This is a genomic window from Mesorhizobium sp. ES1-3, from assembly GCF_020164795.1.
Taxonomy (GTDB): Bacteria; Pseudomonadota; Alphaproteobacteria; order Rhizobiales; family Rhizobiaceae; genus Mesorhizobium.
Genome location: NZ_JAIUGW010000013.1, coordinates 138098 through 156754, shown reverse-complemented (window position 1 = coordinate 156754; position 18657 = coordinate 138098). Strand labels below are relative to the sequence as shown.

The 18657-nt window shown below is 64.0% G+C and carries 17 protein-coding genes and 1 pseudogene; 9 read left to right on the top strand and 9 right to left on the bottom strand.

Annotated elements, in window-relative coordinates:
- The first annotated feature begins 10 nt into the window (after positions 1–10).
- The 5 genes from trbK-alt to LB536_RS19010 are packed head-to-tail and all read left to right on the top strand — an operon-like array spanning position 11 to position 4597.
- The gene (gene trbK-alt / locus LB536_RS19030) at positions 11–337 is read left to right on the top strand and encodes a putative entry exclusion protein TrbK-alt (RefSeq protein WP_224595404.1); all 327 of its coding nucleotides are present in this window, start codon (positions 11–13) and stop codon (positions 335–337) included.
- A 2-nt stretch (positions 338–339) separates the two neighbouring features.
- A complete protein-coding gene (trbL, locus tag LB536_RS19025) occupies positions 340–1710 on the top strand; it encodes a P-type conjugative transfer protein TrbL (protein ID WP_224595402.1) in 1371 nt (456 codons plus the stop codon).
- Positions 1711–1713: 3 nt separating this feature from the next.
- Positions 1714–2403, top strand: a complete 690-nt coding sequence (gene trbF / locus LB536_RS19020) for a conjugal transfer protein TrbF (RefSeq protein ID WP_140758191.1) — start codon at positions 1714–1716, stop codon at positions 2401–2403.
- The gene (trbG, locus tag LB536_RS19015) at positions 2400–3464 is read left to right on the top strand and encodes a P-type conjugative transfer protein TrbG (RefSeq protein ID WP_140758192.1); all 1065 of its coding nucleotides are present in this window, start codon (positions 2400–2402) and stop codon (positions 3462–3464) included. The genes trbF and trbG overlap by 4 nt, the downstream gene beginning before the upstream one ends.
- The gene (locus LB536_RS19010) at positions 3461–4597 is read left to right on the top strand and encodes a TrbI/VirB10 family protein (protein WP_224595439.1); all 1137 of its coding nucleotides are present in this window, start codon (positions 3461–3463) and stop codon (positions 4595–4597) included. Before trbG ends, LB536_RS19010 begins: the two co-directional genes overlap by 4 nt.
- 45 nt (positions 4598–4642) lie before the next feature.
- On the opposite strand, the pseudogene LB536_RS19005 reads toward LB536_RS19010, so the two are convergent.
- The 7 genes and pseudogenes from LB536_RS19005 to LB536_RS18975 form a co-directional block, all read right to left on the bottom strand.
- Positions 4643–4876 (bottom strand): annotated as a pseudogene (locus tag LB536_RS19005) (transposase); the annotation flags it as partial.
- A 659-nt stretch (positions 4877–5535) separates the two neighbouring features.
- Positions 5536–8211 (bottom strand): phosphoenolpyruvate carboxylase, encoded by a 2676-nt coding sequence (locus LB536_RS19000; protein ID WP_224595401.1) that lies wholly within the window; start codon positions 8209–8211, stop codon positions 5536–5538.
- A gap of 6 nt (positions 8212–8217) precedes the next feature.
- Positions 8218–9117, bottom strand: coding sequence for a succinate--CoA ligase subunit alpha (gene sucD / locus LB536_RS18995; protein ID WP_127871573.1), 900 nt, complete (start codon positions 9115–9117; stop codon positions 8218–8220).
- 13 nt (positions 9118–9130) lie between these two features.
- The gene (locus LB536_RS18990; protein WP_140758194.1) at positions 9131–10315 is read right to left on the bottom strand and encodes a malate--CoA ligase subunit beta; all 1185 of its coding nucleotides are present in this window, start codon (positions 10313–10315) and stop codon (positions 9131–9133) included.
- Positions 10316–10366: 51 nt separating this feature from the next.
- Positions 10367–11317 carry an HpcH/HpaI aldolase/citrate lyase family protein gene (locus LB536_RS18985; protein WP_140758195.1) on the bottom strand — a complete coding sequence of 317 codons (951 nt, stop codon included), beginning with the start codon at positions 11315–11317 and terminating at the stop codon, positions 10367–10369.
- A gap of 11 nt (positions 11318–11328) precedes the next feature.
- A complete protein-coding gene (locus LB536_RS18980; protein ID WP_224595400.1) occupies positions 11329–12519 on the bottom strand; it encodes an aminotransferase class V-fold PLP-dependent enzyme in 1191 nt (396 codons plus the stop codon).
- A 111-nt stretch (positions 12520–12630) separates the two neighbouring features.
- Positions 12631–13311: a response regulator transcription factor gene (locus LB536_RS18975; RefSeq protein ID WP_224595398.1), complete on the bottom strand. Its 681-nt coding sequence runs from the start codon at positions 13309–13311 to the stop codon at positions 12631–12633.
- Between the two features lie 58 nt (positions 13312–13369).
- On the opposite strand from LB536_RS18975, the gene LB536_RS18970 reads away from it, so the two are divergent.
- The 3 genes from LB536_RS18970 to LB536_RS18960 all read left to right on the top strand — a co-directional run bounded on the left by LB536_RS18970 (position 13370) and on the right by LB536_RS18960 (position 15645).
- Entirely contained in the window at positions 13370–13579 is a 210-nt protein-coding gene (locus LB536_RS18970; protein ID WP_140812374.1) for a hypothetical protein, read from the top strand.
- A gap of 123 nt (positions 13580–13702) precedes the next feature.
- Positions 13703–15121, top strand: a complete 1419-nt coding sequence (mgtE, locus tag LB536_RS18965; RefSeq protein WP_224595397.1) for a magnesium transporter — start codon at positions 13703–13705, stop codon at positions 15119–15121.
- A 137-nt stretch (positions 15122–15258) separates the two neighbouring features.
- A complete protein-coding gene (locus tag LB536_RS18960; RefSeq protein WP_006203215.1) occupies positions 15259–15645 on the top strand; it encodes a MerR family transcriptional regulator in 387 nt (128 codons plus the stop codon).
- Positions 15646–15738: 93 nt separating this feature from the next.
- Here LB536_RS18960 and LB536_RS18955 read toward each other — a convergent pair whose 3' ends face one another.
- Both LB536_RS18955 and LB536_RS18950 read right to left on the bottom strand, forming a co-directional pair.
- Positions 15739–16227: a methyltransferase family protein gene (locus LB536_RS18955; RefSeq protein WP_224595396.1), complete on the bottom strand. Its 489-nt coding sequence runs from the start codon at positions 16225–16227 to the stop codon at positions 15739–15741.
- Positions 16224–17222, bottom strand: a complete 999-nt coding sequence (locus LB536_RS18950; RefSeq protein ID WP_224595395.1) for a heparan-alpha-glucosaminide N-acetyltransferase — start codon at positions 17220–17222, stop codon at positions 16224–16226. The genes LB536_RS18955 and LB536_RS18950 overlap by 4 nt, the downstream gene beginning before the upstream one ends.
- Before the next feature lie 234 nt (positions 17223–17456).
- Here LB536_RS18950 and LB536_RS18945 point away from each other — a divergent pair, with 234 nt between their 5' ends.
- Entirely contained in the window at positions 17457–18656 is a 1200-nt protein-coding gene (locus tag LB536_RS18945; protein ID WP_224595394.1) for an MFS transporter, read from the top strand.
- Position 18657 lies beyond the last annotated feature (1 nt).

The following is an 18657-nucleotide window of genomic DNA, read 5'->3' as shown; positions in this document are numbered from 1 at the left end:
GGTCATGGCCATGGACGGCAAAGCCCTCGCTCGCCTCGTGGCCGTCGTCTTCGTCGCGGTCGCCGTCGCGGCGACCGCGCTCGAGATGAGCCGGAAGGAAGGCAAGCGGGTAGGGGAGGGCCCGCACACACCGGCGGCCTCGGCGCCGAATCCGCTTCGTGACCGCCTGCGCCGCTGCCGGGCCCTCGGCGCGGCTGCTCTGCGTGACGAGGGATGTGCGCGGCTGTGGGCCGAACAGCGCCATCGCTTCCTCGGCCTCGAAAAGCCGTCCCGGAGTTCGATAAGCGAGCCGGCAGTTTCGCAGTCGCCTGATGCCGCCCTGCGCGAGGCCCGATAGACATGGGCAATACCGGCGTCATCGACCATTTCCTGGCCACCTTCACCCGCTACATCGACAGCGGCTTCGGCCTGCTCGGCGGCGAGGTCGCCTTCGTCGCCACCACGTTGATCGTCATCGACGTGACGCTCGCCGCGCTTTTCTGGAGCTGGGGCGCCGATGACGACATCCTCGCGCGGCTCGTCAAGAAGACGCTCTTCGTCGGCGTCTTCGCCTACCTGATCTCCAACTGGAACAGCCTGGCCCAAATCGTCTTCGAGAGTTTCTCCGGTCTTGGTCTCAAGGCGAGTGGAACCGGTTTCTCGGCACAGGACCTGCTACACCCCGGCAAGGTAGCGCAAACCGGCCTCGACGCGGGACGACCATTGCTTGAGGCGATCTCCGGCTTGATGGGCTACATCTCCTTCTTTGAAAACTTCATCCAGATCGCTTGCCTGCTCTTCGCCTGGGCGCTCGTCCTGCTCGCCTTCTTCATCTTGGCGGTGCAGCTCTTTGTGACCCTGATCGAGTTCAAGCTGGCGACGCTGGCCGGCTTCGTGCTGATCCCTTTCGGCCTCTTCGGCAAGACGGCCTTCATGGCCGAGCGCGTGCTCGGCAACGTCATCTCGTCCGGCATCAAGGTTCTGGTGCTTGCCGTGGTCATCGGCATCGGATCGACGCTCTTCGGCGAATTCACGCAAGGCTTCGGCGGCGAGAACCCCACCATCGACCAGGCCATGGCGATCGTGCTGGCGGCGCTCTCGCTGCTTGGCCTCGGCATCTTCGGTCCCGGCATCGCCAACGGCCTCGTCGCGGGTGGACCGCAGCTTGGCGCCGGTGCGGCCGTCGGCACTGGCCTTGCCGCGGGCGGCTTGGCGGTTGCAGGTTATGGCGCAGCCGGCCTGGCGGCGCGAGGCGGGACAGCCGCATTCTCGGGAGCGGCGTCAGCCGCGCGTGGCGGGGCCGCACTCGCTGGCGGCGGTTCGGCCGCTTATACGCTTGGCGCCGCTGGCCAAGCTGGCGCGGCAGGCATCGCCTCCGGCTTGGGCGGGATTGCGCGCGCAGGCGCCTCGGCGGCAGCCTCCCCACTCAAGCGCGCTGCCGCCAACACCGGTCAATCGCTCAAGTCGAGCTTCGCAACCGCCGCCAATTCAGCCGCTGAAATCACCGGGGGCTCTTCGACCATGGGAACGATCGGAGGCGCCGCGGTGTCAGCCGCGGCTCCTCCGCCCGCCGCGGGCAAGCCGCCCGGCACTCAAGAACAGCCCGAATGGGCCAGGCGCATGCATCGCTCACAGCGCCTCGCGCACGGCGCCCAGACCGCCGCACACGCGGTGCGCGCCGGCGACAGCCACGGCGGCGGAGCCTCGATTTCTCTCTCTGAAGGCGAATGACCCATGAACATCTTTCGGCGCCCCGCCGTCCACTACGGCAAGACCCCTCGACCGGAAACCCCTTATCAAAAGGCGCAGCAGATCTGGGATGAGCGCATCGGCTCCGCCCGCGTGCAGGCACGAAACTGGCGCGCCATGGCGTTCGGGTCGCTGATCCTGTCGGCGGGGCTGGCCACTTCACTGGTCTGGCAATTGGGCCGCGGTACCGTGGTGCCCTGGGTCGTGCAGGTCGATAGGCTCGGCCAGGCTCAAGCGACCGCGCCCGCGATCGCCGACTACAAGCCAACCGATCCGCAGATCGCGTGGCATCTCGCCCGCTTTATCGAGCAGGTGCGCTCTGTTCCAGCCGACCCAATCATCCTGCGCCAGGACTGGCTGCGCGCCTATGAATGGACCACCGACCAGGGTGCTGCGGCGCTCAACGACTATGCTCGCGCTGACGATCCTTTCTCCAAGGTCCGCAAGCAGCAGGTCGCGGTGGAGATCTCTTCGGTCATCAGAGCCTCGCCAAACTCCTTCCGTGTCGCCTGGATCGAGCACCACTACGAAAACGGCCAGCTCTCAGGCACCGAGCGCTGGACCGCGATCCTGACGATCGTGACGCAGATGCCAAACGACGCCGAACGGCTTCGCGCCAATCCCCTTGGCATTTACGTCAACGCCATCAACTGGTCGCGGGAGATGAGCCAATGAGCCCGAGATTGCGTCTTGTCGCTGGCCCAAGTCTCGCAAGATGGCTGCTACCGGCCATGCTGGTCTCGGGAACCACGCTCCTCGCGAACTGCGCCATGGCGCCGAAGAAGCCGCCCAAGATCAGCTACGATTCCTATGTTCCCCCTTTGCCGCCGGCTCCGGCCGCCGCGAAAGACGAACGGCCGAAACCTCTTCGCGTGCCACCAGGCTGGGCACCCGCGCGGGGCGGCGCCATCGGCGAAACACCGGCCGCGCGCGTCGAGAACGCAAACGCGGCAGCGCGCGTGGAGCCGCGCCGCGAGGGCTACTACAACGCCATCCAGATCTACCCATGGAGCGAAGGAGCGCTCTATCAGGTCTACGCCGCGCCTGGCCAGATAACGGACATCGCGCTCGAGCCGGGCGAAAGTCTGACGGGAGACGGTCCGATCGCGGCCGGTGACACCGCGCGCTGGATTATCGGCGACACGGAAAGCGGGTCCGGCGTCGCGCGGCGCATCCACGTCCTGGTAAAACCCTCCCGCGCGGACATCACCACGAACCTTATCATCGCCACCGACCGGCGCAGCTATATGCTTGAGCTACGGGCAGGCGTGAAGCCCTACATGCCTGCCGTTGCGTGGTCCTATCCGGCCCTGAAAGCGGGACCCCTGCAGACCGTCGCCACAACACCGGTCATACCGGACGTTACCGCGCGCAACTATCGCTACGGCCTTACCGGCGACAGCCCACCCTGGAAGCCGGTCGGCGCCTACGACGACGGCCGCCGGGTATACGTCGAGTTTCCGCGCGGCATTGTGCAAGGCGAGATGCCGCCGATTTTCGTCATCGGTCCGGAAGGCGAGGCTGAAATCACCAACAGCCGCGTCTATCAGAACGTCCTGATCGTCGACCGCCTTTTTGGGGCCGCCGAACTGCGTCTTGGCGCCGGCAAGCGGCAGCAGACGGTAAGGATCGTCCGCAACGATGGTGGAAGAACCGATGGGTTGTGGCGGAGGCCAAGCGACAGCGTCGCGTCAAGGGTGCCGAACTCAACGCACAGGGGAGCACTGCAGCCATGAACGAGAACCATATGGACGTCGAACCCATGCGGCTTCGCGCCGACCCGCCGCGCGTGACGCGTCTTTCGCGCAAGATGCTCGCAGGCATCGGCTTCGTCGCCTCGCTCGGTCTCGGGGGCGCGCTGATCTACGCCCTGCAGGACGCCAACACATTCAAGCAGGGCCAAGAGCTCTACCCGACCTCCAATCGGCCGCCCGCTGACGGACTGGCGCGCCTGCCGCGCGACTATGCCGGCCCGGTCCTTGGGCCGCCGTTGCCTGGTGATCTCGGCAGGCCGATCCTCGATGCCCAAAACAAGGGACAGGCCGTCGTGCCTCTCGCGACCGCCAGCGCCGCGATTGACGAAGCCGAGCAACGCCGGCGAGCCGAAGAGGAAGCGGCCCGAACCTCACGCATCTTTTTCCAGACAGCGCAAGGAGATGCCAGGACCGCGGAGGCGTCCGCCCCTGCTGTTATCAACCTTGCCGGTCAGAACGGTCAACCAAATGCGCAGGATCGCCAGCTTGCCTTCCTGTCCGCTGCCGCTGACCGGCGGACCGTGGCGTCAGATCACGTCACACCGCCGGCGTCACCTTATGTGCTTCAAGCCGGTGCCGTGATCCCGGCCGCGCTCATCACGGGTATCCGGTCGGACTTGCCCGGCCAGATCAGCGCGCAGGTAACCGAGAATGTCTATGACAGTCCCACCGGCCGCTCGCTGCTCATCCCGCAAGGCACTCGTGTTATTGGGCAATACGACAACGGAATTCGTTCGGGACAGCGTCGCTTGCTGCTCGTCTGGAACAGGCTGATCTTTCCCGACGGACGCTCCATCGTTCTGGAGCGGCAGCCTGGCGCAGATGAGCAGGGGTATGCTGGGCTTGAGGACGGCGTCGACTATCACTGGGGCGAGTTGTTCAAGGCCGCGGCGTTGTCGACCGTTCTGAGCGTTGGCGCACAGGCCGGTTCGTCCGACCAAGACAGCGATATCGTGCGTGCTCTGCGCAGCGGCGCCTCCGATAGCGTCAGCCATCTAGGCCAACGGGTCGTTCAGCGGCAACTCGATGTGGCGCCGACGCTTACGATCCGACCCGGGCTTCCCGTTCGCGTTCTCGTGACCCGCGACCTCGCGCTTGAACCATACGGAGGTTGATATGGCCAAGTTGAAACTCGCAACCATCAGTGACGACAAGCCAGTGAGCTTCGGGATGCGCAGCTCGACCGTGCCGGCCCGCGTCTCCCAGTCCCGGTCGCGGTAGCCGTTGCGCTGGGCGAGCCGCAGCGGGTTCTTCTCGCCATAGCCGGCGCCGGTGGCCGCGCCCACCTCCATTTCCATCAGCCGCTCGGCGGCAAAGCCGATCATCTCGCGCAGCAGATCGGCATCCGGGGTCTTCTCCACGAGCGTGCGCAGGTTCATCATGTCGTCGGTCATCGGTGGTCCTTCCGAAATGGGGTTGGCGTCAACAACCAAACCCTACCGGAAAACGCCGATGACCACCGACACCCCGCTCACTCGCTACAGCGCTACTAACGGCGCGCTCGCGAGCGGCTTCGTAACCGCCAGCTACACCACTTGATGGGACACGACCAGGCGATAGCGTTTCCCCGATCTCCTCCAGTCGTCAATTCGTCCTGTGATGATACGAAACAATGCGGGAATTTTGAAGATTCAGGCCCACGAAAAAGCCGATGAAATCGATATTCGTCTGACATCCTCCGGGCCACCAAATCTCCGAAGGAAGGGCGCCAAATCCGTGCATCCCGGGTTTCTCGGTCGGCGATCCTCGAAAAAGGGTCGTGGCGCGTATTCACATCCACCGAACCCTCGACAAAATGCACTACTAATTGCACTACAAAATTTCGAAATACGACAGGTAACTATCTGATTTAAAACATCTAAATTTCAGTTCGAGCCGTCTCGACCGCACCAATGGCTTTCTTAGCCAAGGCCTATGAAGATTTTCCTCCTCGGTTCTTCTTGAAACGTGGGGTGGCCTCGGCACGCTCAGCTTTCCAACGCCACAGTTCGTGTGCAAATCTGTTCCCATGACCGACGCGCGCCTTGATGTGGCAGCTCGACCAGCCGGCGAGCTATCCCGTCCACCCAAGGCCAGCCGAGATGCAATTGATCGATACGAGCAAGGCGTCGGTTGCCCGCTTTTGATCCGTCGTCCTTGCCCTGACATCACGCAGCAGATCGACTTGCAGCCGGTGGATGTCGTCCATCTGCCGCCGCAGACTGTCGAAACGCCGCTTGAACATCGGAAAGCGTGCGGAAAGATCGCCCCCGGTGAGGTCCCCGATCAGGCGTCGCGTCAACTCGTGTTCAGCGGCGATGCGGGCATGGATTCGGTGGGCCGCGTCGCAGTCGGACACCAGGCCGGCGTAGAGCCGCGCGATCTCCATGTCGGATTGGTAAAGCGTCTTCTCGGCCTCGTCGACGATCAGGCGAAAGAAGCGCGAGTGCTCGAACATGCGGCCCAGAAGTTCGCGCCCAGCCTCGCCACGCACCGTGACGAAAGCGCTGAGCGCGCTGCCAATGCCATACCAGCCGGTCAGCAGATGACGGTTCTGGCTCCAGGCGAACACCCATGGAATGGCGCGCAGGTCGGCAATGCCGCTGGCACCGAAACGGCGATCCGGCCGTGAGCCCATTTTCAGGAGCGTCAGTTCCGCGACCGGGCTTGCCTCGTTGAAATACTGGAGGAAGCCGGGCTCGGCCATCAACCGGGCATAGGATGCCTGTGACATGCCCGCCAGCGCTTCCAGCGCCTCATCGAACTCCGGCGTTTCCTTCGGTTCGACATCTCCGGGCGATACGACGCTGTGGGCCAGAACGGCGGCGGCGAGAATTTCGAGCTGGTTAAGGCCGGTGCCGCGATTGGCGAATTTCGACGATACGACCTCGCCCTGCTCGGTCACCCGCATGGTGCCAGTGACGGTGCCTTGCGGCTGCGCCGCGATTGCTCGGCCGGTCGGCGCGCCGCCACGGCTGACGGAGCCGCCGCGACCGTGAAAGAAACTGATCCTGACCTTGTGCTTGCGCCCGACGGCAGCGAGGCGCTTTTGCGCTTTTGCCAGTTCCCAATTGGAAGCGAGAAAGCCGCCGTCCTTGTTGGAATCCGAATAGCCAAGCATGATTTCCTGGCGCGCGCCGAAATCGCGCACCGTGCGCCTCACCAAAGAGACGTCGAGCAATCCGTTCAATATGCCCGGCGCGGCCTGCAGATCGGCGATGGTCTCGAACAATGGCACGATCCGCAGCCTGATTGTGCCGCCGGCGGGCGCGGTTGAGAGTCCGCAATATTGTGCCAGCAGATAGACCGCGAGCAGATCGTCGACCGAGCGGGTCATCGAGAGAACGAAAGAGCCGACAGCGTCGGGATCCGAGCTGGAGATGTGCTTGGCGATGACGGAGAATGTCGAAAGCAGTTCACCTGCTTCAGGCGAGAGGTACCTGGCGTCGATCTCCAGCCGCTCACCCTCGGCGATAGCTTTGCGAATGCGCGCCGACCATTGCGGCGTGCCGGCTTCGGCCGGATCGGCGGGATTTGTCAGTGCAAACAGCTCGGCCAGCACGCGGTTGACGACCGTGGAGTTCTGCCGGATGTCGAGCGAGACGGTGCGGAAGCCGAAGCTTCCGACTTGCCAAAGCAGGGGCTGGACGAAACGCCTGGCTACCGCGCGCCCTCCGATTGCTTCGAGAACGCGAGACAGCGCGTTCAAATCGGAACGAAACCCCTCTGCCGACGGGTACGCTGCCGCGCTGCCGTCCCGCGTGGCTATTAGGCGGGCAAACAAGGCCGAAGCAAACTGGCGAAGCGGTTCGTCAGGGTTGCGGGCGCTGATCACGTCAGCCTGTCCGCTTTTATCAAGCGCAGTATGCAACACCGGCTTGAAGCTGGCCGGCAGGTCGACGACGTTCGAACTGGCGCTGAGCACCGTCACCAGCCGCTGCATCTGCGCCAGATACCAGCCCATGGCGGTATCGCGGTATTCGGCCAGGGCATGGGCGGTGACGGCGGCCGTCACATTCGGGTTGCCGTCGCGGTCGCCGCCGATCCACGAGGCATAGCGCATGAAGGAGGGGATTCTGATCGGCGCCGCCGGATAGTGGCGCTCGATGGCGCCTTCAAGCTTTCCATAGAGCTGCGGCGTTGCCTCAAAGATGACTTCGCGAAAGAAATGCAGGCCCCAGGCGATTTCGCGTTCGACCGTTGGGCGCTCCAGCCGCAGCTCGCCTGTCATCCACAGAAGCTCGATCTCGCTTTCCAGATCGGCGACCAGCAGGTCGCGTTCGCGTGGCGCCCAGCGCGGCTGGTCGAGCTCGGTCAGCTTGCGATAGATACGTCGGTGGATCTCCAGCACCGTGACGCGTTTGGCCTCGGTCGGGTGCGCGGTCATGGTCGGGCCGACGCAGAGTTCGTCGAGCCTCGCCTGGACCTCCGCCGCCGAATAACCGTTCGCCGCCATCCGCGCGATGACGCTGCCGAAGGAGCCGGGCATTTCGTCGACACCGGCGCCTTGTTCGAGTTCGCGACGCGCCCGCATGGCAAGCAACTCGTCGGCAATCGCCAGCAACTGGAACCAAACGCCGCTCGCCTGAAGCGCCGGGATGCGCTGCTCCGCGGCAAGCGAGACAAGTGACCTGCGTCCGGTCAGAACGGCGGCGATCTCCGGCTCGCGCGCGCTTGCGACCTGCAGCAGCAGGCGCAACAAGAGGCTGCGTTCGTCCTCCCGAAATTTGATGCGTCTGCTCTGTTCCAAACCGCTTCAAGCCGCCTTCTTCGTTCGCTCCAGCGTCTCCGCCACCACGTCCCCGAAGGACGACGGCGTCGGCACGATGATGACGCCGGCCTCTTTCAGGATCTCGACCTTTTCCTGCGCGGACTCGCCGAAGGCGGAGATGATGGCGCCGGCGTGGCCCATGCGGCGGCCTTTCGGGGCGGAAAGCCCGGCAATGTAGGCGATCAGCGGCTTCCTCATATTGTCGCGCGCCCAGATCGCGGCTTCGGCTTCCTGCGGTCCGCCGATCTCGCCGATCATCACCACGGCGTCGGTTTCGTCGTCCTGCTCGAACAGCTTCAGAACGTCCTTGAAGGAGGAGCCGTTGATCGGATCGCCGCCGATGCCGACGCTGGTCGAGACGCCGATGCCGAGCGCCTTCATCTGCGAGGCGGCCTCGTAGCCCAGCGTCCCCGAGCGTCCGACGATGCCGACGCGGCCGGGAAGGTAGATCGAGCCGGGCATGATGCCCATCAGCGCCTGTCCCGGCGTGATGATGCCGGCGCAGTTCGGCCCGACCAGTCGCATGCGGTCCTCGAAGCGGTAGCGGCGCATGTAGCGCTTGACCTGCATCATGTCCTGCGAGGGTATGCCGTCGGTGATGCAGACGCAGAGCTTTATCCCCGCATCCGCGGCCTCCATGATCGAATCGGCGGCAAAGGGCGGCGGCACGAAGACGATGCTCGCCTCGGCGCGGGTTTCGCGCACCGCGCCCTTGACGGTGTTGAAGATCGGCAGGCCGAGATGCGTCTGTCCGCCCTTGCCGGGGGTGACGCCGCCGACGAGCTTGGTGCCGTAGCGCTTCATGTCCTCGGCATGGAAGCTGCCGATCTTGCCGGTGAAACCTTGCACGATGACGCGCGTGCTGCGGTTGAGCAGGATTGCCATTTTCCGTCCTCCCTCAGGCTGCTTTTTTCTTGGTGGCCGCGCGCCATGCGGCGACGGCTTTTTCGGCGGCTTCGGCGAGCGTGTCGGCGACGATCACCGCCTCGCCGGAATCGGCCAGGATCTTGCGTCCTTCCTCGGCCCTGGTACCGGAAAGCCGCACCACCAGCGGCACGTTGACGCCGACCTCGCGGATCGCCTTGATGACGCCCTCGGCAACCCAGTCGCAACGGTTGATGCCGGCAAAGATGTTGACCAGGATGGTCTCGACATTCTTGTCGCCGAGCACGGCGCGGAAGGATTTCGCCACACGCTCGGGCGAAGCGCCGCCGCCGATGTCGAGGAAATTGGCCGGTTCGCCGCCGGCGATCTTGATCATGTCCATCGTCGCCATGGCCAGCCCGGCACCATTGATGATGCAGCCGATATTGCCGTCGAGGCCGACATAGGAGAGGCCGCGGTCGCTGGCGAAGGTTTCGCGCGGGTCTTCCTGGCTCTTGTCGCGCAATTCGGAGATTTCGGGCCGCCGGAACAGCGCGTTCTCGTCGAACGACATCTTGGCGTCGAGGGCGACCAGGCTGCCGTCGCGGGTCACCACCAGTGGATTGATCTCCAGCATCGAGGCGTCGTAGTCGCGGAACACCTGGTAACAGCTGAAGATGGTCTCGGTCGCCTTGCCAATCAGGCTGTCCTCCAGCCCGAGCCCGAAGGCGATCTCGCGCGCCTGGAAGCGCTGCATGCCGACGCCCGGATCGACGGTGGCGCGGATGATGGAATCTGGCGCTCTTTCGGCGATCTCCTCGATCTCCATGCCGCCGGCGGCCGAGGCCACGATCATGACGCGCTCTTCCTTGCGGTCGAGCACGAAGCCGAGATAGAGCTCCTGCGCGATGTCGACGGCTTCCTCCAGATAGAGCCGCGAGATAAGCTTGCCGCGCGGGCCGGTCTGGTGGGTCACCAGCTTGCGCCCGAGCATGGCTTCGGCGGCGTTGGAAATCTCCTCGTCATTGGCGCACAGCTTGATGCCGCCGGCCTTGCCGCGCGCGCCGGAATGAACCTGCGCCTTCAGCACCCATTTGCCGCCGCCGATCTCGCGCGCCCGGTAGGTCGCCTGTTCGGGGCTGTAGGCCAGGCCGCCGCGCGGCACATGCACCCCATGCCGGGCGAGCAGTTCCTTGGCTTGATATTCGTGGATGTCCATTTTTTCTCCTCCCCAAATCGTCAAGGTGCCGCGAGGCGCGGCTCTCGTTGGCTAGTTAAGCTGGCCGGCGCGTTCGATGGCGTCGTTGACCACCAGCACGTTGCGCGCCATGCGTTCCGATGCGGCGTCGATCATCTTGCCGTCGAGCGCGGCGGCACCCTTGCCCTGCGCCTCGGCTTCCTTCAGCACTTCGAGGATGCGGCGGGCGCGCGTGACTTCCTTCTCCGGCGGTGAGAACACCTCGTTGGCCAAGGCAATCTGCGAGGGATGGATCGCCCATTTGCCCTCGATGCCGAGTGCGGCAGCGCGCCTGGCGGCCGCCTTGTAGCCTTCCGGATCGGAGAAATCGCCGAACGGCCCGTCGATGGCGCGCAACCCATAGGCGCGGCAGGCCACAGTCATCCGCGACAGGGCGAAATGCCACTGGTCGCCGGGATAGTCGGGATTGAGGCCGCCGATGTTGACGGTGCGCGCCTTGTTGCTGGCGGCATAGTCGGCAACGCCGAAATGCATCGCCTCCAGCCGGCCTGGCGTCGCGGCAATGGCCTCGACATTGGCCATGCCGAGCGCGGTCTCGATCAGGGCTTCAAGGCCGACACGTGTCTTGAAACCCTTGGCCATCTCGACCTGGTTGACCATGGCCTCGACCATGTAGAGGTCGGCCGGCACGCCGACCTTCGGCACCAGGATCGTGTCCAGCCGGTCGCCGGCCTGTTCCATCACGTCGACGACGTCGCGATACATGTAGTGCGTGTCGAGGCCGTTGATGCGTACCGAAACGGTCTTGCCCTTGGCGCGCCAGTCGATGTCGTTGAGCGCCTGGATGATGTTCTTGCGGGCGCGTTCCTTGTCGGGCGGGGCGACAGCGTCCTCGATGTCGAGGAAGACGAAGTCGGCGGCGCTGTTGGCCGCCTTGTCGATCATCTCCGGGCTGGAGCCGGGAACCGCCAGTTCGCTGCGCTGCAGCCTGAGTTTCCTGAGGTGGTTGATGGTGTGGCTCATCTTCTCTCCCCTCAGGCGGCCGCGGCGACAGGCATTGCGGCCGAGGCGCGGAAATGCTGGATGGCGGCGCCGACGCCCGAGCCCGGCGCCAGCCGGACGCCGCAATCGAGCAGCGCCATTTCCGCCGATGACAGCGAGGCCAGCACCATCACCTCGTTCAGCCAGCCGAGATGGCCAATGCGGAAAACCTTGCCGAACACCTTGTTGAGGCCACCGCCGAGCGATGTCTGGTAGGCCTGGGAGGCGCGCTTGACGACATCGCCGCTGTCGATGCCATCGGGCACGAGAATGGCGCTGACCGTGTCCGAATGCCATTTCGGCGCCTTGGCACAGAGCTTCAGGCCCCAGGCATCGACCGCCTTGCGCACGCCTTCAGCCAGCCGGTGGTGGCGGGCAAAGATGGTGTCCAGCCCTTCCTCGGCGATCAGGTCGAGCGAGGCGCGCAGGCCGCGCAGCAATTGCGTCGCCGGCGTGTAGGGAAAATAGCCGGCATCGTTGGCGCGGATCATGTCCTCGAAGGAGAAGAAGCAGCGCCGGTGAGTGGCGATTCTCGAAGCCACGAGCGCCTTCTTGCTGACCGACAGGAAGCCGAGACCCGCCGGCAGCATGAAACCCTTCTGCGAACCGCTGACGGCGCAGTCGACACCCCATTCTTCCTGGCGGAAATCGATCGAGCCGATCGACGAGACGCCGTCGACGAAGAGGAGCGCTGGGTGGTTCGCATCGTCGAGCGCGGCGCGGCAGCCGGCCACGTCACTGGTGACACCTGTCGCCGTCTCGTTCTGGGTGCAGAAGATCGCCTTGATGCGGTGCGTCTTGTCCGCCTTCAACCGCTCCGCATAGAGGTCCAGCGGAACGCCGGTTCCCCATTCGCAGTCGATCACCTCGACCTCGAAGCCGAGGCGCTCGGCCATGTCGACCCACAAATGCGAGAACTGGCCGAAGCGCGACATCAGCACGCGGTCGCCGGGGCTGAGCACATTGGTCATCGCCGCTTCCCAGGCGCCGGTGCCGGAGGACGGATAGATGAAGACGCGGCCGGTCTCGTTCTTGAAGACTTTTTTGATGTCCTCGAACAGCGGCAGGGTGAGGTCGGGGAAGGAGGCCGCGCGCATGTCCTCCATGGGCAGGTTCATCGCCTGCCGCACCTGCTCGGGGATATTGGTCGGCCCGGGGATGAAAAGATGGGTGAAACCGGCCATGGTGCGAACTCCTCCTGATCCAGCAAAGCGGTGGTGGGGAGTTTCGTTTCGACGGCTGATTGCAACAACACCTTGGCGGGTAAGAATTTGCCGCGTGCGGGTGGGCATGGCCTACCCGGTCGCCCTACCCGAAAGGCTGCTCTGGCTGCGCCTCTCTCGTGAATAGAGCGCGACCGCCATGGCGCGGTTGCGGACATCCAGCTTGTCGTAGAGATTCTTGAGATGGTACTTCACCGTATTCTCGGAGATCCCGGTCCGGGTCGCGATCTGCAAATTGGTCCAGCCATCGGACAGTACCGCCAGCAGCTCACGCTCGCGCACCGTAAGCCGGGACAGAGGCGTGTCGTTGACCTTGTTGATGTCGATATAGGGGATGCAGATACGGCCATGCGCGACAGCCAGGATCGTATCGAAGATAATGGCGGGATCGTCGAACTGGAAGCAGTAGCCCTGAGCCCCGAGGCGGACGCACTGTTTCAGGATGCCGATGTCGTGGTCGTTTGAAAAGACCGCGATGCGAACGTTGAGCTTGCTGCCCTGGACCTCGGCCAGGACGTCGGCGCAGTCCATATCGGAGAGCTTCCAGCCGATTACGGCGACATCGAACTCCTGTGCCGCCGCAAGCTCCAGGAAATGCCTGCCGCTTTGTACCGAGGCCAAAAGTTCGAAGCGCCCGTCGCAGTCCAGCATTTCACGCAGCGCCGATATGACGAGCGGATTGCGCTCGGCCACGACCACGCGAACGCGCTGCTCTTCGATTGCCTTGTCCTCTGTCCGCGACCTGATCTTCAAGGGTTTCCGGCTTTTTTGTTGCGGCCTGGCGGGTCCAGGCGATGCCTGGACCTGCATCATGACAATTCTGCTCCAATGGCGCGGGGGTGCTCTTTCCCCAGCGACATCGGCTGTCGCGCTGCCGGAAGCCGAAGCGTGGCCGGCCTTTGATGAAATCGGCAGTCCGCGCGGGTACGACAACTTGGCATTGGTAAAACACGGGATGAGCTGGCAAGAACGCGTTTGGCCTGAGATTCCCGTGCGTTGGAAGAAAATGTTGCGACGTTGAAGCGTTCCGGGTCGCCGTTACTTTTGTATGGGCACCGGACCCGAAAACCGGTTTCCACTTTGCGGACTCATGGTCTAGACCTGATTTGCACCTTTTCCGGGATTCTGATGGCGGGAGGCGCTGGTGGAAGGCCAGGACGAACGGACGACCGGCGCCAGGGCCGCCGACGAGCACCACGCTGATATCTATGGCGAGGACGGTGCCGTCCTATCGTCCTTCCTTGCCCAGATCGGCGCGGCGATCGCCGATCGCGATACGCTGACCCTCAAGCGCCAGGTCGACGACCTGCATCAGTCGGAACTTGGCGACCTCATCGAGGCGCTGCACCCCGAACAGCGGCGCGCGCTGGTCGAACTGCTGGGCGCCGACTTCGATTTTTCCGCGCTGACCGAGGTCGACGAGGCGATCCGCATGGATATCGTCGATAACCTGCCCAATGCGCAGATCGCGCAAGCCGTGCAGGCACTCGATTCCGACGATGCGGTCTACATCCTCGAAGACCTCGAACCGGAAGACCAGGACGAGATCCTGTCGCGGCTGCCGTTCACCGAGCGGATCAGGCTGCGCCGTTCGCTCGACTACCCGGAAGAGACCGCCGGGCGGCGCATGCAGACCGAGTTCGTCGCGGTGCCGCCGTTCTGGACCATCGGCCAGACCATCGACTACATGCGCGAGGACAAGAACCTTCCCGACCGCTTCAGCCAGATCTTCGTCATCGATCCGACCTTCAAGCTGCTGGGCGCCATCGATCTCGACCAGATCCTGCGCACCAAGCGCGCGGTCAAGGTCGAGGAAGTCATGCATGAGACGCGGCACGCCATCCCGGCGACCATGGACCAGGAAGAGGCGGCGCGGGAATTCGAGCAATACGACCTTTTGTCGGCCGCCGTCGTCGACGAGAACGAGCGGCTGGTCGGCGTGCTGACCATCGACGACGTTGTCGACGTCATCCAGCAGGAAGCGGAGGAAGACCTGCTGCGCATGGGCGGCGTCGGCGACGAGGAGCTCTCCGACAGCATCCTGGCGACTTCGCGCTCGCGGGTTCCCTGGCTGCTCGTCAACCTTCTCACTGCATTCCTGGCGGCCTCGGTGATCGGCCTGTTCGACCGCACGATCGAGCATATTGTGGCGCTCGCCGTGCTGATGCCGATCGTGGCCGGCATGGGCGGCAATGCCGGTTCGCAGACCATGACCGTCACGGTACGGGCGCTGGCGACGAGGGACCTCGACATCTACAATGCCGGCCGCATCATCCGCCGCGAAATAGGCGTCGGCTTCATCAACGGCATCGTCTTCGCCATCCTGATCGGCATCGTCGCGGCCGTCTGGTTCCACGACCCCAATCTGGGCGGCATCATCGCGGCGGCGATGATCATCAACATGTTCGTGGCGGCCCTTGCCGGCATCCTGATCCCGTTGCTGCTCGACCGGTTCAAGGTCGACCCCGCAGTCGCTTCGGCGGTTTTTGTCACCACCGTTACCGATGTCGTTGGATTCTTTGCTTTCCTAGGCCTCGCGACCTGGTGGTTCAGTATCCGTTAGGCGTCTCAATTGACTTTTACGTAAATGCCGTGCGAGGCTCGCACGGGGTGCAGCGTCGATTCCGGTGTGGCAACGGTTTGGTTCGGGAGAGAAGGGCGCCGCATGGCGAATGCCCGGAATTCCCGCATGGAGTGACAATGCGGGAATATTATTCGATCACCGAGCTGACCCGCGAATTCGACGTGTCTACGCGGACGCTGCGTTTCTACGAAGACGAGGGACTGGTGCAGCCGGTGCGGCGCGGTCGCACGCGGCTGTTTCGCCCTTCCGACCGTCACCTCATCCGGCAGATCATGCGCGGAAAACGCCTCGGCTTCTCGATCAACGAGATCCGCGAGATCATCCAGATGTACAAGGAGCCGCCGGGCGAGGTCGGGCAGCTCAAGCTGATGATCAAGCGCATCGAGGAAAAGCGCGAGGATCTCAGGCAAAAACGCCGCGACCTCGAGGAGACGCTGGCCGAACTCGACCAGGCCGAGGAGTCTTGCGTCGAGCGGCTGGTCGAGCTCGGCGTCAACACCTAGCCGAAATTTCGAGATGTTGGCGGGACGGCGCCCCCTTCTGTCCTGCCGGACATCTCCCCCACGAGGGGGGAGATTGGCAATTTTAACGCTGGCTCAGATCCAGCGCCGCACTCTTTTTGCATAATCGCGGTATTTCTTGCCGAATTTCGCCGTCAACATCTTTTCCTCGCGCTCGATCGCGACCTTCTGGGTGGCGAAGGCGGCGACGAAGGCAAGCAGGAAGAACCAGGCGATGCCCGAGACGAAGGCAACGCCGATCAACAGCAGCGTGTTGGCCAAATACATCGGGTTGCGGGTGACGCCGAAGGGGCCGGTCGTGACGAGATGATCGGGTACGGCGTTGGGATTGAGCGTTGTCCGGGCCCGTATCATGGTGCGGATCGCGGTGAACCAGAGTACGGCGACGGTGAACAGTGCCACCCAGCCGGCGGCGAACAGAATGTCGCCCAGGAGGTCGCCGATCCAGGGCAAGGGATAGAGCATGCCGAGGATGATGCTGATCGCGATCGCGGCAGCGTAGATCACCGGCGGCCACGGTATCACCCCAGGCTTCGGCACGGTCCCAGGCTTCGGCTCGGTCATTGTGTCCCTCCCTCCGTCATCTTGTCCTCGGTCTTGGCGGTGCACGTTGCGGCAAGATCGGACAGATGCGCCCTGAAGTCCGCAGTCTGGTCGTTGTTGAAGAGCCGATCAAGAGAGGCTTCGCCTTGAAGCGTCTCGAGCATGCAGCCGCAATAGCTCGAACAGAAGGTCGCGTTGCGCATCTGCTCGCATGAGCGCTGGCAGGTTTTCAGGAAATTGACCTGCGGAGGCTCGACCTGGGCCGGCATCACTTGCGAGAACAGCCAGACGCTACTGATCAGCAGCGGCTGGTGGATCAGGTAGAAGGCCAGGCTGTGGCGGCCGATGAAGACCAGCGGATTGGCCCAGCGGCCTGGCGCGAGGCTCGCCAGGCGTGCCCGTATGCCGGAAGCGGACGCGAGTTTCGTCACTCCGAGGCCGAGAAGCACCACACCGAACCAGGGGAACAGCGGCACGTAGTCGTTGGAGCGCGGATTGACGGCGGAAAGGCCGATCCACCACAGCCAGGGGTGATCGAGGGCCTCGAAGCGCAGGTAGACCGGCGCCGCGATGGTGAGCGCGGCGACGACAAGCGTCAGCAGCCCCGGCAGGCGCAGGAAAGCGAGGCCAAGCAGGCTTGCGAGCGCGATCTCGTGCAGGATGCCGAAGAAGATGAATCCGTCGGGCGTGGCGATGCGGGTGACGATCGAGATGGCGACCGCCGCACCGGCGACCATGGCGAACCGTTTCCAGAAACCGTTCCAGCGGATCTGTCGGCCATGCGCGAGATACAGGCTGACGCCGACCAGGAACAGGAAGGTCGAGGCGATGCAGCGGGCATAGATCTTCCACCAGCCAAAGGCGGTGAGGCCGGGGTCGGTGTAACCGAAGAATTCCAGATCCCAGGTGAAATGGTAGCTCGCCATCGCGATCAGCGCGACGCCGCGTAAAATATCGATGGCGACGATGCGCTTCGATGGCTCCGGAACGGGTGCGGTCGGCGTGTGGATGCTCATGGTCTCGCGATCTGATTCAGCTCCTACAAGACGACTATCACGGTTGCACCGGACAGAAGAAGGCCGGTCGCCTTGGCCTGGGTCGCGCGGCGGGTGCGCGTCAGCCGCCGGGTTGGGCCAGCGCGGGAAAGCCTTTGACCGGCTTCGCTTTTGCCGGATGTGCGTCGGTTTCCTCTTAATGGGCCTGAAGTGTCCACGGCAGATTTGACGCCGCGATTCTGCTTTGGGGAAGCAATGTCCACGCATGTGCGCCATCCGATCTGGCTTCCGGCCCTCAAGGCCGCGGATGCGCGCACCTTCGCCTCGCTCTACGCGGTGGAATCCTTCGCCCGCGCCATGGTATCGAGCGTCATACCGATCCAGGCCTACGAAACCCTCCATAACGAGCAGACCGTCTCGATCCTCTATACCGTCGTGTCGATGCTCGGCCTGTCGGTGACCTTGTTCATGCCGATGCTGATCCGCCGCTTTGCGCGGCGCTGGGTCTACACGGCGGGCGCCTGCCTGCTCGCCATCGGCTCGCTGTTCTTCGTCACTCATACGCTCGCCGGGCAAGTGGCCGGCATGCTGTGCCGGGTGATGGGTGCCAGTGCGCTTTCGATCACGCTCAACCTCTACATCATGGACCACATCCGCAAGACCGACTTCATGCAAGCCGAATCGCTGCGCATGGCGTGGTCGATGGTCGCCTGGACGGGCGGGCCGACGCTTGGCATCTTCCTCTATGCGCATTTCGGCATCTACGCCGCGCATGGCGCGGTGGCGGTTTTCGCCATGGCCTTGCTGGCGCTGTTCTGGACGTACCGGCTGGGCGACAACCCGTCGATCCGCCCCGGCAAGACGCGGCCGGCCAATCCGCTCGCCAATATCGGCCGCTTCGTGGCGCAGCCGAGGCTCAGGCTCGCCTGGCTGATCGCCTTCGGCCGATCCTGCTTCTGGACGACGTTCTTCGTCTATGGACCGCTGTTCATGGTGATCACCGGCGAGGGTGAACTGGCGGGCGGCCTGCTGGTCTCGGCCGGCAATGCGCTGCTGTTCATGGCGATCTTCTGGGGCAAGGCGGGAAAGCGCTTTGGCGGCCGCCGGACCATGACATTTGCCTATTTCGCCATGTCGGCGTCGCTGCTGGCCGCCGGTGCCGTGGGCGAAACCGTACCGCTGCTCACCGGCGCCTTCCTGCTGTGTGGCGCCTTCTTCACCATCGCACTCGATGCGCTGGGTTCGACCGCCTTCATGCGCTCGGTGCGCTCCTATGAGCGCGCGCAGATGGCGGCGGTCTACCGCACCTATCTCGACTTTTCCGAACTGACGCCGCCGCTGGTCTATTCGGTGGTGCTGGCCTTCTTCGGACTGGGATCGGTGTTCGTCACGCTCGGCCTGCTGGCAGCGCTTTGCGGCTTCATGACCTGGCGCTATCTGCCGAAATCCCTCTGAA

Excerpts from the sequence above, each read along its gene's own strand:
- LB536_RS18970 (WP_140812374.1), top strand. The coding sequence starts at position 13,370 with ATGACAATTCTGCTCCAATGGCGCGGGGGTGCTCTTTCCCCAGCGACA.
- LB536_RS19010 (WP_224595439.1), top strand. The coding sequence starts at position 3,461 with ATGAACGAGAACCATATGGACGTCGAACCCATGCGGCTTCGCGCCGAC.
- sucD (WP_127871573.1), bottom strand. The coding sequence starts at position 9,117 with ATGGCAATCCTGCTCAACCGCAGCACGCGCGTCATCGTGCAAGGTTTC.
- LB536_RS18980 (WP_224595400.1), bottom strand. The coding sequence starts at position 12,519 with ATGGCCGGTTTCACCCATCTTTTCATCCCCGGGCCGACCAATATCCCC.
- LB536_RS18945 (WP_224595394.1), top strand. The coding sequence starts at position 17,457 with ATGTCCACGCATGTGCGCCATCCGATCTGGCTTCCGGCCCTCAAGGCC.
- trbG (WP_140758192.1), top strand. The coding sequence starts at position 2,400 with ATGAGCCCGAGATTGCGTCTTGTCGCTGGCCCAAGTCTCGCAAGATGG.
- LB536_RS18960 (WP_006203215.1), top strand. The coding sequence starts at position 15,259 with ATGCGGGAATATTATTCGATCACCGAGCTGACCCGCGAATTCGACGTG.
- trbF (WP_140758191.1), top strand. The coding sequence starts at position 1,714 with ATGAACATCTTTCGGCGCCCCGCCGTCCACTACGGCAAGACCCCTCGA.
- LB536_RS18990 (WP_140758194.1), bottom strand. The coding sequence starts at position 10,315 with ATGGACATCCACGAATATCAAGCCAAGGAACTGCTCGCCCGGCATGGG.
- trbK-alt (WP_224595404.1), top strand. The coding sequence starts at position 11 with ATGGACGGCAAAGCCCTCGCTCGCCTCGTGGCCGTCGTCTTCGTCGCG.
- LB536_RS18955 (WP_224595396.1), bottom strand. The coding sequence starts at position 16,227 with ATGACCGAGCCGAAGCCTGGGACCGTGCCGAAGCCTGGGGTGATACCG.
- LB536_RS18985 (WP_140758195.1), bottom strand. The coding sequence starts at position 11,317 with ATGAGCCACACCATCAACCACCTCAGGAAACTCAGGCTGCAGCGCAGC.
- trbL (WP_224595402.1), top strand. The coding sequence starts at position 340 with ATGGGCAATACCGGCGTCATCGACCATTTCCTGGCCACCTTCACCCGC.
- LB536_RS18950 (WP_224595395.1), bottom strand. The coding sequence starts at position 17,222 with ATGAGCATCCACACGCCGACCGCACCCGTTCCGGAGCCATCGAAGCGC.